Annotated in this window: 10 protein-coding genes; 9 read left to right on the top strand and 1 reads right to left on the bottom strand. The window is 73.6% G+C overall.

The annotated features are described in order from the left end of the window. Positions 1-14 precede the first annotated feature (14 nt). A complete protein-coding gene (locus tag C8E97_RS15335; protein ID WP_170211868.1) occupies positions 15-2,774 on the bottom strand; it encodes a helix-turn-helix transcriptional regulator in 2,760 nt (919 codons plus the stop codon). A gap of 792 nt (positions 2,775-3,566) precedes the next feature. Here C8E97_RS15335 and C8E97_RS15330 point away from each other — a divergent pair. From C8E97_RS15330 to C8E97_RS15285, 9 genes are all read left to right on the top strand, one after another. Next, positions 3,567-4,763, top strand: coding sequence for a sensor histidine kinase (locus C8E97_RS15330; protein WP_211347021.1), 1,197 nt, complete (start codon positions 3,567-3,569; stop codon positions 4,761-4,763). Then, positions 4,760-5,392: a response regulator gene (locus C8E97_RS15325; protein WP_281275422.1), complete on the top strand. Its 633-nt coding sequence runs from the start codon at positions 4,760-4,762 to the stop codon at positions 5,390-5,392. The genes C8E97_RS15330 and C8E97_RS15325 overlap by 4 nt, the downstream gene beginning before the upstream one ends. 347 nt (positions 5,393-5,739) lie before the next feature. Then, complete coding sequence (locus C8E97_RS15320; RefSeq protein ID WP_121006111.1) at positions 5,740-6,531, top strand: carbon-nitrogen hydrolase family protein; 792 nt, start codon at positions 5,740-5,742, stop codon at positions 6,529-6,531. Positions 6,532-6,554: 23 nt separating this feature from the next. Then, positions 6,555-8,183, top strand: a complete 1,629-nt coding sequence (locus C8E97_RS15315; RefSeq protein ID WP_211347236.1) for a flavin monoamine oxidase family protein — start codon at positions 6,555-6,557, stop codon at positions 8,181-8,183. 32 nt (positions 8,184-8,215) lie between these two features. After that, positions 8,216-9,055 carry an ABC transporter ATP-binding protein gene (locus tag C8E97_RS15310; RefSeq protein WP_121006107.1) on the top strand — a complete coding sequence of 280 codons (840 nt, stop codon included), beginning with the start codon at positions 8,216-8,218 and terminating at the stop codon, positions 9,053-9,055. Continuing rightward, positions 9,052-9,897, top strand: coding sequence for an ABC transporter permease (locus tag C8E97_RS15305; protein ID WP_121006105.1), 846 nt, complete (start codon positions 9,052-9,054; stop codon positions 9,895-9,897). The genes C8E97_RS15310 and C8E97_RS15305 overlap by 4 nt, the downstream gene beginning before the upstream one ends. A gap of 322 nt (positions 9,898-10,219) precedes the next feature. Further along, entirely contained in the window at positions 10,220-11,524 is a 1,305-nt protein-coding gene (locus C8E97_RS15300) for a P1 family peptidase (protein ID WP_170211867.1), read from the top strand. A 1,101-nt stretch (positions 11,525-12,625) separates the two neighbouring features. Beyond that, entirely contained in the window at positions 12,626-14,419 is a 1,794-nt protein-coding gene (locus C8E97_RS15290; protein WP_121006099.1) for a 1-deoxy-D-xylulose-5-phosphate synthase, read from the top strand. Positions 14,420-14,728: 309 nt separating this feature from the next. Further along, positions 14,729-15,619, top strand: coding sequence for a class I SAM-dependent methyltransferase (locus tag C8E97_RS15285; RefSeq protein WP_121006097.1), 891 nt, complete (start codon positions 14,729-14,731; stop codon positions 15,617-15,619). Positions 15,620-15,775: the final 156 nt, after the last annotated feature.

Raw genomic sequence — 15,775 nt, 5'->3', positions numbered from 1 at the left:
GGCCACCGCCCCTGTCACGCGCTCGTGGTGACGAGCGCACCCAGATCGGAGAGCAGCTCATTCCTCCCGGCGAGGTTCAACTTCCGGTACACCCTGGTCAGGTGTTGTTCGACCGTGCTGACCGTGATGTAGAGCTTGTTGGCTATCTCGCGGTTGGTGTAGCCCGCCGCGGCGAGGGCCGCGACGCGGCGCTCGGCGTCGCTGAGCACGGTGATCCGCGCCGACGCCTCCTCGTCGTCCTCCACCAGCTCCAGGCGGCGCAGCTCGGGGAAGTCGTGGGCGAGCCGGTTGAGCAGGGGCACGACGCGCTGCTCCTCCGCCATGTGCCCGGCGCGCCGGAACATCATGCGCGCCCGGCGGTGCTCGCCCAGGGCGTGGTAGGACTGGCCGAGGTCGGTCAGCGCGTAGGCCAGCTCGACCCGGTCCTCCGCGGACTGGAGCTCCTCCACGGCCTGCCGGAGCAGGGCCGGTCTGGCCTTGGCGTCGCCGACCGCGGCGAGCTGCCGGAGCGTGATGCCGCGGCTGCGGGGGCTGCCCGAGCCGATGCGGGCGGCCTGCTCGTCCACCAGGCGGCGGGCGCGGTCGGTCTTGCCCATCCGCAGGTGCGCGCGGGCCGCGCCGGAGCGCCACGGCGCGAGGCCGGGCAGGTCGATCCCCCAGTCCCGCATGAGTTCGCCGCACACCAGGAAGTCGCCCAGCGCCGCGTGCACCTGGTTGGTGGCCAGGTGGTACTCGCCGCGCGCGTACAGGTAGTGCAGGCCGAACCGGGTGCGGAAGACCTCGTCGGGCACGGGCCGGGTCACGACGTCGGCCGCGGTGACGAGGTCGCCGGTCAGGGTGGCGGACATCAGCAGCACCGACAGCGGTCCCGCGACCGCCACGCCCCACGCCTGCTCCGGCAGCAGCGCCAGCGCCCGGTCGGCGTGGTGCCGCGCGGCGCACAACTCGCCGCGCCGCAGGGCGATCTCGGCGCGCAGCGCCGCGAGCCTCGCCCGCCAGGCCGCGCTGCCGGTGCGCTCCGCCCGGCTCTCCACCAGTTCGCAGGCCGCCGCCGCGCGCCCCAGCTCGTCGGCGTAGACCAGGGCCAGCAGGGCGCACTCGACCTGCTCGAACGACCCCGACGTGAGCCGGGCGGTGCGCAGCACCTGCTCCGCGCCCGCGAGGCTGTCGTCGTCGGCGCACCGGCGCAGGACGTCGCGCAGCGTGCCCGCCGTGCGCACCAGCGGGTCCGCGCGCACCGCGGGCGACGGCCCCGCACCGGGCGGCCACTCCGCGGCGAGGTGCTCGGCCAGCGGCGGGTAGGACACCGCGACCAGGGTGCGCACCGCCTGGAGCTCCACCTCGTCCACGTCGTCGGGGTCGGCGCCGATCACGGCCAGCGCGCGCTCGGCCAGGTCGAAGCAGCCGTAGCGCAGCAGGTAGCGCACGAGCGTCGCGCGGTGCCGCCCGCCGGCGCGGACCTCCTCCAGCACGGTGTCCAGCTGGGCGGTGTGGCGGGCGACGTTGAACTCGGGCAGCTGCCACTCCATGCCCGCGAGCTGGGCGGCGATCTCGGCCCGCTGCCGCTCGTCGCCTGCCGCGCGGCGCGCCAGCTCCAGGCAGCGGTGGGCGAAGTCGGCCTCGTCGGCGGTGAACGCCTCGTTGGCCGCCTCGCACAGCACGGCCACCGTCCACGGGGTGGGCTGGTCGTCCAGCGCGAGCAGCCGGCGCGCGACCACCGTCGGCGACGCGCTGTGCCGGTGCAGCAGGCGGGCGGCCCGTCGGTTGAGGTCCGTCAGCTCGGCCGCCGGGGTGTGGGCGAGGACCGCGGCGCGGATCGCCGCGTGCCGCAGCGCGCCGTTGCACGCCAGGCCCGCGCGCTCCAGGTCGCCGAGCGGGATGCCGACGAGGTCGACGTCCGTGTCGAGCAGGCCGGCGATCAGCTCGGGCGTGCCGCACTCGTCCAGCACCGCCATCGCCCGCGCGACCGCGGCCACGGCGGGCTCGTAGCGGTCCAGGCAGTCCAGCACCGCCTGCCGGAACGTCTCGCCGTGGCCGAGCGCGACGGCGTCGGTCTGCTCGAAACCACTGGTGGAGAACAGCTCGCGGTCGTCGAGCGCGGCGTGCAGCAGCGCGGGGTTGCCACCGCTGACCGCGTGGCAGTCGGCGGCCAGCTGCTCGTCCAGCTCACCGGTCCGGTCGGCCACGACCCGCAGCGCGCCCTGCCGGGACAGCGGTCCGAGGGTCAGCCGGTGCCCGTGCGGCTGGCGCAGCAGGTCCGAGCGGAACGGCTGGTGGCCCGACCGCCTCGACGGCATGTCCGACAGCACCAGCACGATGCCGCTGGTGCGGATGCGCCGCGCCAGGAACAGCAGGCACTGCAACGACGCGTCGTCGGCGTGCCGGACGTCGTCCACGTGCACCAGCAGCGGCTTGCGCGCGGCCAGTGTGAACAGCAGGTTGCCCAGTTCGTACACCGCGTGCGCGGGCAGCAGCCCACCCTGGCCGATCGGGGTGCGCAGGTGCGTCGCCATCACCTCGCGCTCGGCCGGCGTGAGCTGGGCGTTGGCGAACAGCTGCCCGATCAGTCCCAACGGGAGGTCGCGCTCGTCCGCGGACGCGGTCGCGCCCAGCAGCCCGAATCCCGATCGCGCGGCGGAGCCGCACGCCTCCATCAGCAACGCGGTCTTCCCGCTCCCCGCGGGACCCGCCGCGACCACCACGCTGCCCTCGCCGCGGCTCGCCGAGGCGAGGCGCTCCCCGAGTGCCGCGAGGTGGTCGTTCCGCTCGATCAATATGTGCCATCCCGCCACTCGTCAACCCCCACATTGGACTGTCGTGGATGTGTCCGCCCCGGGACTCCCGCCGGTCGGCGCGCAACCGCTCTGCGCGCACGAGAGCCCGAGCGACCTGGGCAAACGTCGCCGGTCGCAACCAGATTCGCCTGGGCGGTGCGGACGCTAGCACACCGGTAAACGTCGTACCGCGATTTCGTCGGACGCTCCTCAACCGGCTCACCTGTTCTAACCAACCGGCCTCAACTGCAGGGAGTAGCAGCCGGTCCGGAATGTTAGGAAAACCTTAAGTAGTCGCCCGTCCCACCCAGTGGGTTCGAGAAATATTTCAGCCGCGTCCCAAATGGTGATCCCCGCCGCCGGCTGTCCCCCGAACGGTTGACAGGGCCCCTCGCCCGCCGGTGTTAGCCTCGCGCCTGGCCGGACGTCCGGGCCGGTCGCGGCGTCACCAGGGGGGAGGGAGCGCACGCCGGGCGGGTCCTCCGGACCGGGCCGCCGCCCCGGCCGAATCACCGTCGGCGGTGAACCGAGCCGACGTCACATCCGCGCCCGCGGATAATCGGCGCGGGCGGCGCAATACACCACGAAGTAGCCGGATGTTATCCGCAAAACTACGCACTTGTGACCATTTCGCGCCGCGACGGAGCACCCGGAGCGGACGCGCCCTCCGGGTGTCGCCTATTCCGGGTGCGCCCGGCGCCGCATTCCGGCGTTCCCGCCCGGCGGGCGGCGCCCTGTGATAGGACTGGGCACGTGCCCGAGCACGGACCGGCCGCGACGCCGGCACAGACGGTGAGCGCCCCACCCGAGGCCCCCGGCCGCTGGTTCGGCCTGTGGGACAGCTACTTCGCCATCTCGTACCTGGTCACCGCGACCCTGCTGTTCAGCGGTTCCGCCGAGCAGCCGCTGGAGACCGCCGTCGCCACCGCCGCGCTGACCGCGCTCGTCCCGTGGTACGCGGGAGTGGGGCGACGCCTGATCTTCACCGAGCGGACGGGTTGGCGGAACGTCCTGTTCACCACCGTCCTTTTCGGACTGTTCGCACTGGCCACCCTGGTGGACCTGGGCAGCAGCTTCGCGTTGTTCGCCGTGGTGCCGATGATCATGATGACGCTGCCCACGTGGCCCGCCATCTCGGTGTCCCTGGTGGCCAACCTGGTGCCGCTGCTCTCGGTGTGGCTGCGCCAGGGGCGCATCGACGAGCAGATGCTCGGCGTCCTGCCGACCACCCTGCTCGGCATCGCGCTGTCCGCCCTGATGGGCCTGTGGATCAGCCGGGTCATCCGGCAGAGCCGCGAGCGGGCCGCGCTGATCGAGGAGCTGCGCCGCAACCGCGAGCGCGTGGCGCGGCTGTCCCACGAGGCGGGCATCGCCGCCGAGCGCGAGCGGCTCGCCCGCGAGATCCACGACACCATCGCGCAGAACCTGACCAGCGTCATCAGCCTGGTCGAGGCGGCGGAGTCCGAGGTCGCCGACACCGACCCGCGCACCAAGCGGCTGCTCACCCTCGCCCGCGAGGCGGCGGCCGAGGGCCTGGCCGAGGCGCGGCAGTTCGTCGTCGCCCTCACGCCGCCGTCGCTGCACGCGGGCTCGCTCGGCGACGCCGTCCGCCGCCGCACCGACACCCTCGCCACGCAGACCGGCCTCACCGCGGTGTGCGAGTTGGAGGGCGACGAGTTCCCGCTGCCGATGGCCGTGCGGGTGGTGCTGCTGCGGGTGGCGCAGGAGGCGATGGCGAACGTGCAGAAGCACTCCGGCGCGACGCGGGTCGAGGTGACGCTGACCTTCGAGCCCCACCAGGTGGAGCTGGCCGTGGTGGACGACGGGCGCGGTTTCGACGCGTCCGCCGCGCCGGGGGGCTACGGGCTGGCGGGCATGCGGGCGCGCGTCGCGGAGATCGGCGGGGTGCTGACCGTCACGAGCGCGCCCGAGGAGGGCACCATGATCACCGTGAGCGTGCCGGTGGACGACGGTGGAGGTGCGGGGTGACCGGGGACGGGACGATCAGGGTGCTGCTGGCCGACGACCACCCGGTGGTGCGGGAGGGCCTGTGCACGATGCTGGAGTCGGCGGGCGACGTCGAGGTCGTCGCCCAGGCCGCGTCCGGCGAGGAGGCGGTCGCCCACGCCGCGGCGCTGCGCCCGGACGTGGTGCTGATGGACCTGCGGATGGCGGGCATGGACGGCGTCGAGGCGACCGAGCGCATCCTGGCGGCCGTGCCGGGCAGCCGGGTGGTCGTCGTCACCACCTACGAGAGCGACGCGGACATCCTGCGCGCGGTCGAGGCGGGCGCGGCGGGCTACCTGCTCAAGGGCACGCCGCGGGTGGAGCTGGTGAACGCGGTGCGGGCGGCGGCGCGCGGCGAGACGGTGCTGTCGCCGTCGGTGGCGCAGCGGCTGTTCCGGGTCAAGGCGCCGGAGGCCCCCGCGCTGTCCGGCCGTGAGCGCGAGGTGCTCAAGCTCGTGGGGCGCGGCCTGACCAACGCCGAGATCGGCAAGCGGCTGTTCATCAGCGAGGCCACCGTCAAGACGCACCTGTTGCGCACCTTCAAGAAGCTCGACGTGTCCGACCGCACGGCCGCCGTGCTGGCGGCGATGGAGCGCGGGCTGCTGTCCTGAAGCGCGGTCCGCCGTGCCCGAGCGGTTCGCCGTCCCCGAGCGGTTCGCCGTCCCCGAGCGGTTCGCTGTGCCCGAGCGGTTCGCTGTGCCCGACCGGTCCGCCGTCCCCCGACCGGTTCCCCGTCCCCGAGCGCGGTTCGCCGTCCTGAAGGGCGGTTTTCCGGGTCGGTAGGGGGACGCTAGGGGTGTTCCGGCCGCGAACGCCGTTCCTAGGCTCCGAACCCGGACGTCACCTCGCACCGCACGCCCAGCGCGCCGGTTCGTGACCGTCCACTGGGCACTCCGGCCGCGCCGGCGCGGCGGGGAGCCTCGTGTTCGCACGGGTCGTGCGGGGGAGGAACAGCGTCGTGAGGATCGCCTGTTGGCAGGCGCGCAGCCCTGGCGCCGACGCGCCGGGCTCGATGACCGAGCGGATCGCCGCCGCCGCGGCACGCGCACGGGACGCGGGCGCGGCACTGCTGGTGACACCGGAGATGTCGGTCACCGGCTACCCGGTCGGCCGGCAGGTGGAGCGGGGCGCGCGGGCGGCCCGCGAGGTCGCCGACATCGCCCGCGACACCGGCGTCGCCGTCGTGCACGGGTGGCCCGAGGACACCGGGACCGGCGTGCGCAACGCGGCGAGCCTCGTCTCCGCGACGGGCGAAACCCTGGCCACGTACCGCAAGGCGCACCTGTTCGGCGAGCTGGACCGCTCGGTGTTCACGCCGGGCGACGAGCCGGTGGTGCAGGCGGACGTAGCGGGCGTGACCGTGGGGCTGTTGGTATGCTACGACGTGGAGTTCCCGGAAACCGTGCGGGCGCACGCGCTGGCGGGCACGCAACTCCTGGTCGTGCCGACGGCGCTGATGCGGCCGTGGACCATCGTCGCCGAGACCCTGGTGCCGGCGCGGGCGTTCGAGAGCCAGCTCTTCATCGCCTACACCAACTGGGTCGGCGAACGGCTCGGCGTGCGCTACTGCGGGTTGACCCGCGTGGTGGACCCGCACGGCGCGATCACCACGGCCGGCGGTGACGCGGAGGAGCTGCTGGTGGTCGACGTCGACCCGGCCGCGATCGCCGCCGCCCGAGCGGAGACGCCGTACCTGGCCGACCGCCGCCCCGAGCTGTACGGGGCAGTGGGGCCGGAGGTGCGGCCGTGACGCACGCGGGCGCGGCGCCGACCATGTTCGTCCCGGACTTCCCGTTCCCCTACGACGACTGGGTGCGCCACCCCGCCGGGTTGGGCGCGGTGCCGCCGGACCGGCTCGGCGCGCCGGTCGCCGTGGTGGGCGGCGGGCTGTCCGGGCTGGTGGCGGCGTACGAGCTGCTGCGGTCCGGGCTGCGGCCCGTGGTGTACGAGGCGGGCGCGCTGGGCGGCCGGATGCGGTCGGTCCCCTTCGCCGAGGACCCGCGCTGCGTGGCGGAGATGGGCGCGATGCGGTTCCCGCGCGCGGCCTCGACGCTGTTCCACTACGTCGACGAGCTGGGGTTGGCGACCTACCCGTTCCCGAACCCGCTGGCCGACTGCACGCCGAGCACGGTGGTCCACCTGGCGGGCCGCACCCACCACGCGCGCTCGCTGGAGGAGCTGCCCACCGTGTACCAGCAGGTGGCCGACGCGTGGGACAAGGCGCTGCGGGAGCTGGCCGAGCGCTCCACGCTGGAGGACGCGATCCGCCGGCGGGACGTGCCGCTGCTGAAGGCGGTGTGGAACCGGCTCGTGGCGCGGCTGGACGACCAGTCGTTCTACGGGTTCCTGGCGTCCGCGCCGAGCTTCGAGTCCTTCCGGTTCCGCGAGATCTTCGGCCAGGTCGGGTTCGGCGCGGGCGGGTGGGACACCGACTTCCCCAACTCGATCCTGGAGATCCTCCGCGTCGTCTACACCGGCGCGGACGAAGCCCACGTGGGCATCGAGGGCGGCTCGCAGCGGCTGCCGGAAGGGCTGTGGTCGCACCGGCCGGACCGGGTCGCGCACTGGCCGAGCGGCACGTCGCTGGAGTCGCTGCACGGCGGCGCGCCCCGGCCGGCGGTCACGCGCATCCGCCGCGACGGCGCGGACTTCGTCGTCACCGACGCGTCCGGCGGGCAGGACCGGTTCGCCGCCGTGGTGTACACGCCGCACCTGTGGACGCTGCTCGGCCGCGTCGACTGCGCGCCGGGGCTGCTGCCGACTCCACTGTGGACGGCCATCGAGCGCACCCACTACATGGGCTCGTCCAAGGTGTTCGTGCTCACCGACCGACCTTTCTGGCGGGACACCGACCCGGCGACCGGCCGCGACGTGATGGGCATGACGCTGACCGACCGCACCCCGCGCGGGGTGTACCTGTTCGACAACGGCCCCGACTCCCCCGGCGTGATCTGCCTGTCCTACACGTGGAACGACGACTCCCGCAAGCTCGCCACCCTGTCCATCGAGGACCGCGTCGAGGTGCTGCTGGAGCGGCTCGGCGAGATCTACCCCGACGTCGACATCCGCTCGCACGTCATCGGCTCGCCGCTGGGCGTGACGTGGGAGGACGAACCGCACTTCATGGGCGCGTTCAAGGCGAACCTGCCGGGGCACTACCGCTACCAGCGCCGCCTGTTCACGCACTTCGCGCAGGACGGCCTGCCGCCCGCCCAGCGCGGGTTCTTCCTGTGCGGCGACGACGTGTCGTGGACGGCGGGCTTCGCCGAGGGCGCGGTCACGACCGCGTTGAACGCGGTGTGGGGCGTGCTGCGCCACCTGGGCGGCGGCACGCCACCGGACAACCCCGGTCCGGGCGACGTGTTCGACCGGATCGCGCCGGTGGCGCTGCCCGAGACCTGACTGTCCACAGCGGAGAAGACGAGGATGGCGCGATGACAGCTGTGCGGGTGCGCGGCCTGGTGAAGGAGTACGGCGCGCACCGCGCCGTCGCGGGGCTCGACCTCGACATCGGGCACGGCGAGACGTTCGCCCTGCTGGGGCCGAACGGCGCGGGCAAGACCACCACCGTGGAGATCCTGGAGGGCCACCGCGCCCGCGACGGCGGCGAGGCGGAGGTGCTCGGCGAGGACCCCGGCCGGGCGGGGCGCGCGTGGCGGGCCCGCATCGGGATCGTGCTCCAGAGCGCCTACGACGCCGCGGACCTCACGGTGCTGGAAACCCTGCGGCACTTCGCCCGCTACTACCCGGAGCACCGCGACCCCGACGACCTGCTCGACCTGGTCGGCCTCACCGCGAAGGCGAACGCGCGGACGCGGACGCTGTCCGGCGGCCAGCGGCGGCGGCTGGACGTGGCGCTCGGCATCGTCGGCAAGCCCGAGCTGCTGTTCCTGGACGAGCCGACGACCGGGTTCGACCCGGACGCCCGGCGGCAGTTCTGGGACCTCATCCGGCTGCTGCGCGCCGAGGGCACCACCATCGTGCTCACCACGCACTACCTCGACGAGGCCGAGGCGCTGGCCGACCGGGTCGCGGTCGTCGTCGACGGGCAGGTGGTCGCGCAGGGCGCGCCCGCCGCGCTCGGCGGCGCGTCCGCCGGGCGCGCCAGGGTCCGGTGGACCGACGCGGACGGGCCGCGCGAGGAGCTGACCGACGCGCCCACCGCCCTGCTGCGGACGCTGGCGACCAGGTTCGCCGGCGAGGTGCCCGACCTGACCGTGACCCGCCCCTCCCTGGAAGACCGCTACCTCGACCTGATCGGCGGCCGACGATGACCTCCCTCTCCGTCGAACCCGCGCCGCGCGCGGCGCACCTCCCGCCGGTCGGCACGCTGCGGCTCGGCCTGGCCCGCGGCGCGCTGGAGCTGAAGCAGTTCTTCCGCGAGAAGGACTACGTGGTCTTCACGTTCAGCCTGCCCGCCGTCCTGCTGGTGCTGCTGGGCAGCATCTTCGGCCAGGAGATCGGCGACACCGGCGTCACCAAGGGGCAGCTGCTGGCGGCCGGCATGATCGGCGCGGGCGTGATCTCGACGTCGTTCACCACCCTGGGCGTCGGCATCTGCCTGGACCGCGAGGACGGCACGCTGAAGCGCCTGCGCGGTACCCCGATGCCGCCCGCGGCGTACTTCATCGGCAAGTTCATCCTCGTCGCGGTGTGCAGCGTCGCGGAGGTCGTGCTGATCCTCGCGGTGGGCACGCTGATGTTCGGCCTGGACCTGCCGTCGACCCCCGGCAAGTGGTGGACGTTCGCGTGGGTGTTCGCGCTGGGGCTCGCGGCGTGCACGCTGCTGGGCATCGCGGTGAGCGGCCTGCCGGGCTCGGCGCGCAGCGCGCCGGCGGTGATCAACATGCCGTTCCTGGCGCTGCAGTTCGTCTCGGGCGTGTTCATCACACCGATCACCGTGCTGCCGACGCTGATGGTGACCGTGGCGTCGGTGTTCCCGGTGAAGTGGATCTGCCAGGGCTTCCGCTCGGTGTTCCTGCCCGACGAGCTGGCGGCCTGGGAACCCGCCGGCACGTGGGAGCTGGGCCGCACCGCGCTGGTGCTCGGCGCCTGGTGCGCGGTGGGCCTCGCGCTCTGCCTGCTGACCTTCCGCTGGACCGGCCGCCGCCGCTGATCCCGGCCGGCGCGCCGAGGCGCGCGTCATGGCGGTCGGCCCCGCCACCGCGCTGCCGCCACGCTGCTCCACCGCCTTCGGGTGCCGCCCGCGAGGACCGACGTGTCCGGGGCACGTCGGTCCTCGCGGGCGCGCGGGGTTGCCGGCCGCCACGCGGAGGAGGTGGCCGCCACCGGGAGACCTGGCGGGCTTCGCCGTGCTCGGGGACAATCCGCTCACCGTCGACGAGCACCGCATCGCCACCCTCCCCGCCCCGTGCGCCCGGGTCGGCGGGCGAGCAGGTCCGCCCCGGTCCGGACGCCCACCACTTCCGGAGAACGCCATGAAACGGTCCTCGACCACCGGCCTCGCACTGCTGATCGCGCTCGGCGTCACCGCGCCGGCCTCCGCCGACGAGCCGGGCCGCACCGGCCCGGACAACGCCATCACCGACGTCGCGGGCGTCCTGGTGGGCCACCACACCGATCGCGCCACCATCACCGGGACCACCGCCCTGGTCATGCCGAAGGGCTCGACCGCGGGCGCGGACGTCCGGGGCGGCGCCCCCGGCACGATCAACACCGACCTGCTCGACCCGGTCGCCCTGCGGCCCGAGGTCCACGGCCTGTTCCTGTCCGGTGGCAGCGTGATGGGCCTGTCCGCCTACGCCGGCGTGGTCCACCACCTGCGGGAGCAGGGACTGGGCAGCAAGTTCCTGGGCAAGGCCATCCCCGTCGTGCCCGGCGCGATCGTGTTCGACCTCGGCCAGGGCGTCGACGCCGACGACCCGATCGAGCGGACGCCCGACTTCGACGCCGGCTACCAGGCGGCCAAGGCCGCCCGCCCCGGCCCGGTCGAGATGGGCAGCGTCGGCGCGGGCACGGGGACCGGGACCGACGGTCCCCCCGGCACCCGGTTGAAGGGCGGGGTCGGCACCGCGAGCATCCGGCTCGACGGCGGTGTCGTCGTGGGCGCGCTGGTGGTGCTCAACTCCGCCGGCAAGGTCTACAACGAAGCCCTCGGCTGCGAGCTGCACGCGCTGCACATGGAAGTCGGCGACGAGTACGGCGACACCCGACGCCCTCCGCGCGGCTGCCGGACCTCCACCGCGGGCTCCGGCCCGGCTCCGCGCGGCGGTGGGACCGACGGCGCGGTGGACGAGAACACCACCATCGGCGTGGTGGCCACCAATGCCACCCTCACCGTCGCGCAAGCCGAGAAGTTCGCCCAGGTCGCCCACGACGGCCTGGCCCGAGCCATCCGGCCCGCGCACAGCATGGGCGACGGCGACACCACGTTCGGGATCTCCACCCGCACCACCGGCGCGCCGGACGACCTCGGGTACGAGGCGATCCTCGACGCCGCGGCGAGCACCTTCAGCCGCGCCACCGTGCACGCCGCCCTCGCCGCCACCCCGCTGGGCGGCCGGCCGACCTACTGCGAGGTGTTCGCCGGGGCCTGCGACACCCACCGCCCCGCCGGGGACGACGTCGACCCCGCGCCGGGCTCGGGCGGTCCTGGTGCCGCACCCGCCCCGCCGAGCGGGAACTCCCCCGTCCCCACGCTCCCCCTGGCCATCACCGCCGTCGTGTTCTGGACGCTCTGGCGCCGCCGCACGGCCGACGCCACCCGCGACCGGCTCCGCTGAACCGCCACCCGGACCCGACCGCCCCGCGAGCACCGTCCGAAGTCGGCGCCGCCGGACATCGTGCCGCCGTGCACACCCGAACGATCACGCGGGACGTGGCCCGGGACATCGGTGTCATCGTGGACGGCGACCTGGCCGTGCTGACCACCGGCCGGCCGGTGCTCAGGTCCTGACGCCGGGCGGGCTGTTCCGCCCCGGGCTCGTCGACCGCACGGCGATGGCGTCGAACGCCTCGACCACGACCCGGCGAACCCGCGATCGCGGGTTCACCGGGCGCGGCACGCGCCGGTCGGGCGGGACGCACGTGCCATTCCTCCGGGGCGAGCCGGCGCGACGCCGTGTCACGGCCCCGGCGGTCGTGCGCCGAACCCGCCGGGTCGCTGCTCGGCGCGCCGCCCCCGCGGACGGCGGATTCGCGCCGGAATACCCCGCGACCGGGCCGACTTTCAACATTGCGACCGGTTCAACATATCGCGGTCGCGCCGCAGCCATTCGCCCAGCTCCGGCCGGGATTGCCCCGGCACATTCATCACGCCTTCGCACACAAACCGCCGCCGACCACGCGGTTCTGCCATCGGGACGCGCTTCCCGGGGCGTCATGAAGTGTTCCCGGTCCAGTGGGCCGCGCATCGGCTGACAGGGTGACGGACGGTTGTCGGCTGGGCGGGTGACCGTTCTGGAAATCCGAACACGGCGTGACGTAACCTCCTCGAAGGGCAACCTTTCCCCTCTGTCCGGGAGTTGCGCCACGGCACTCCCACCCGGCAGCAGACGGGACAATCGCGGATCGCCGAGCGAATCTGCCGTCCGCGCGGCAGTCCTCAATTCGTTCCGCAACGACTGTGGCGCGCTTCGGCTGCACGAAATCGTTGGAGATTCCATGACCGTCCCTGCTCGTACCGTGCTCCTCACCGGCCCTCGATCGCTGTGTGCCCTGGCCGGGTACCCGCGGTCGGCGGACCCGCCTGACGCGGACATCCGGCACGCCACGACCACTCGGCGGAATGCCGTCACCGCGGTCGCCACCCCGATCGGGAGCGTCGAGCGCACCGTGGCGACGGGGACGGTCCACTTCGGACTCCCGGCACAGGCGGAAGAGTCGTGACCGCCACTCCCGTGACGCCGGCCGGGATCACCCGTCCGACCGATGTGGCCGCCCTGGACGCCGACCGGCTCCCCGGTTTGGCGGCGCAGGTCCGATCCCTGCTCATCGACCGCGTGGCCGCCACCGGTGGCCACCTGGGAGCAGGGCTGGGCGTGGTGGAGTTGACCATAGCCCTGCACCGGGTGTTCCGCTCACCGCAGGACGTGCTGGTGTTCGACACCGGTCACCAGACCTACCCGCACAAGGCGCTGACCGGGCGCGCGCTGGAGTTCACGACGCTGCGCCAGGCCGGTGGTCTCTCCGGCTACCCCAACCGGGGCGAGTCGCCGCACGACTGGGTGGAGAACTCGCACGCCTCGGTCAGCCTCGCGTGGGCCGACGGCATCGCGAAGGTCCTGGCGCTGCGCGCCGAGACCGATCGGCGGGTGATCGCGGTACTCGGCGACGGCGCCCTGACCGGTGGTGTCGCGTGGGAAGGGCTCAACAACCTCGCCTCCGCGCCGGATCGCCCGGTCATCGTGGTGCTCAACGACAACGGCCGCTCCTACGACCCGACCGTCGGGGGTGTCGCGGCCCACCTGCGCCGGCTCCGCCGGCGGGAAGCGGGAGCGGGGAACCTGTTCACCGCGTTGGGGCTGGACTACCTCGGCCCGGTCGACGGCCATGACATCGACGCCCTCTGCACGGCCTTCCGACGAGCGGCGGGTGCGCGGCGACCGGTGATCGTGCACGCGATCACCCGCAAGGGCCACGGCTACCCTCCCGCGGAAGCCGACGAATCCGATCACATGCACGCCTGCGGCATCATCGACCCCCTTACCGGACGGCCCGCCAAGCCCCCGAAGCCGACCTGGACCGACGTCTTCGAGGAGGAGATCGCCGCGATCGCGCAGGTTCGCGCGGACGTGGTGGCGCTGACGGCCGGGATGCGCCTGCCCACCGGCCTCGGCACGCTGTCCCGCTCGCGGCCCGGGGCCGTGTTCGACTCCGGCATCGCCGAGCAGCACCTGCTCGCCTCGGCCGCCGGACTGGCCACCGGCGGCACCCACCCGGTGGTGGCGCTGTACTCCACGTTCCTGCACCGCGCCTTCGACCAGCTCCTGCTCGACATCGCCCTGCACCGCCTCCCGGTCACCCTGGTCCTGGACCGGGCCGGGATCACCGGGCCCGACGGCCCCAGCCACCACGGCATGTGGGACCTCACCCTGCTGGCCGCGGTACCGGGCATGAGGGTGGCCTGCCCGCGCGATCCCGAGCGGCTCTGCGAACTGCTGCACGAGGCCGTCGACGTCGCCGGCCCGACGGCGCTGCGCTTCCCCAAGGAACCGGCCACGGAGGACATCCCGGCGTTGACGCGGATGAGCGGCATGGACGTCCTGCACCGCACCGACCGGCGCCCCCTGGACGTCCTGCTGGTCGCCATCGGCGCGACCGCGCCGGCCTGCCTGAGGGCCGCGACACTGCTGGCGGAGCAGGGCGTCGGCGTCACGGTGGTCGACCCCCGCTGGGCCTGGCCGCCCCCTGATCCCCTGCTCCGGTCCATCGCGCGCCACCGGGTGACCGTCACCGCGGAAGACGGGGTCGCCGCCGGCGGCATCGGTTCCCGCCTGGCGCAGGCCGCCGCGCACCACCGCGTGCACGTGGTGGGCCTGCCGACCTCGTTCCTGGCGCACGGCACCCGCGAGCAGGTCCTGACCCGGGCCGGCCTGACCGGAACCGCCATCGCGGCCACCGCCCGCGCGGAGCTGTCCCGCCTCACCGCCGGCGCACCGTCCGGGAGCGGCAGGTGACCAGGCCCCCGCCCCTCGACGTGCGCGACGTCCGACGGCTCAGTCGCCGGGTCCGGATCGGGTCGGTGGTGGTCGGCGGCTTTCCGCACCCGCTCCGAGCCACTGTCGTGTCCGTCAGGGGCGAGGTGATCGCCGCCATCGCGGACTCCGCGATGGTCGAGACGCTCCTCCAGCACGCACTCGCCGTGACCGGGAAGCGGTTGAGACCTCCGCAGCGCCGCGACCCATGCGTGCCCGGACGCCCGCGGGCCCGCGGAGCCCCTTCCCCGACCAGTGAAACCCTGACCGGCCGGCAGCACAGGAGCTGTTATGGACACCCGCCCCACCCTCAAGATGCGCAACCCGTTGGAAGAGGCGGCCTTCGCCTACTACGACAACAAGCGCACGGACTTCATCAACCTCGGTCTCGGCTCCATCGACGGCTTCTACCACCACCACTTCGCCGTGGGCGATTTCGACCGCCGAGTCCTGGAACTGCCCGACGACGAGCGCGAGCAAGCCATCAACGCCGAGATGCACCGCATGGAAACCCGTCAGGTCGACATCCTGGTCGAGGCGCTGGGCGGCGTCGCGCCCGAAGCGCGCATCCTGGACGCCGGGTCCGGGCGCGGCGGCACCGCCTTCCTCCTCCACCGCGCGTTCGGCTGCCGCGTGGACGGCGTCAACATCTCCAGCTACCAGAACGGCTTCGCCCGTGAACAGGCGGAACGCCGAGGCTGTGCCGACCGGGTGCGCTTCCACGACCGGAGCATGGTGTCGACGGAGTTCCCGGACGCGTCCTTCGACTACGTGGTGACGAACGAGACGACCATGTACGTCGAGCTGAACACGACGTTCGCCGAGTTCGCCCGCATCCTCAAACCCGGTGGCCGCTACGTCCTGACGACCTGGTGCAACAACGACGCCATCGCACCGCGTCCCCCGGAAGCGGAGGCCATCGACCAGCACTACCACTGCCACACCCACCGCCGTGTGGCCTACTTGAGGGCCCTCGTCGACGCCGGGCTGATCCCCTACCAGGTCGACGACCTGACCAAGGCCGCCATCCCCTACTGGGAGCTGCGCAGCCATTCGCGACTGGCCACGGGAATCGAGCAGGTGTACCTGAGCGGCTACCTCAGCGACCGCGTCAACTACATCCGCATCGCCTCCCGCAAGAACGACCAGGCGGCACCGGACGAAGCTTCGCAGACCTCGTAAGTGCCCGTCCGCGGCGTCCGTTCCGGGAGCGGAGGACTTCCTTTGCTCGGGGCGATGTCCGCCCGTGCCACCGTCGCGGGACCGGCCGGGTGCGGACTCGGGCCGGTCCCGCGGCATCGCGGACGCCCTCGCGTCGTTCGGCCGCCGCCGTCGGAT

The organism is Saccharothrix australiensis (assembly GCF_003634935.1).
Taxonomy (GTDB): domain Bacteria; phylum Actinomycetota; class Actinomycetes; order Mycobacteriales; family Pseudonocardiaceae; genus Actinosynnema; species Actinosynnema australiense.
The sequence above is the reverse complement of the archived record's forward strand: the minus strand, read 5'-3'. Positions and strand labels throughout refer to the sequence as shown.

What these genes read in the sequence shown, in the direction of transcription:
- C8E97_RS15285 (WP_121006097.1), top strand. Translation starts at nt 14,729, where the DNA reads ATGGACACCCGCCCCACCCTCAAGATGCGCAACCCGTTGGAAGAGGCG.
- C8E97_RS15300 (WP_170211867.1), top strand. Translation starts at nt 10,220, where the DNA reads ATGAAACGGTCCTCGACCACCGGCCTCGCACTGCTGATCGCGCTCGGC.
- C8E97_RS15305 (WP_121006105.1), top strand. Translation starts at nt 9,052, where the DNA reads ATGACCTCCCTCTCCGTCGAACCCGCGCCGCGCGCGGCGCACCTCCCG.
- C8E97_RS15315 (WP_211347236.1), top strand. Translation starts at nt 6,555, where the DNA reads ATGTTCGTCCCGGACTTCCCGTTCCCCTACGACGACTGGGTGCGCCAC.
- C8E97_RS15310 (WP_121006107.1), top strand. Translation starts at nt 8,216, where the DNA reads ATGACAGCTGTGCGGGTGCGCGGCCTGGTGAAGGAGTACGGCGCGCAC.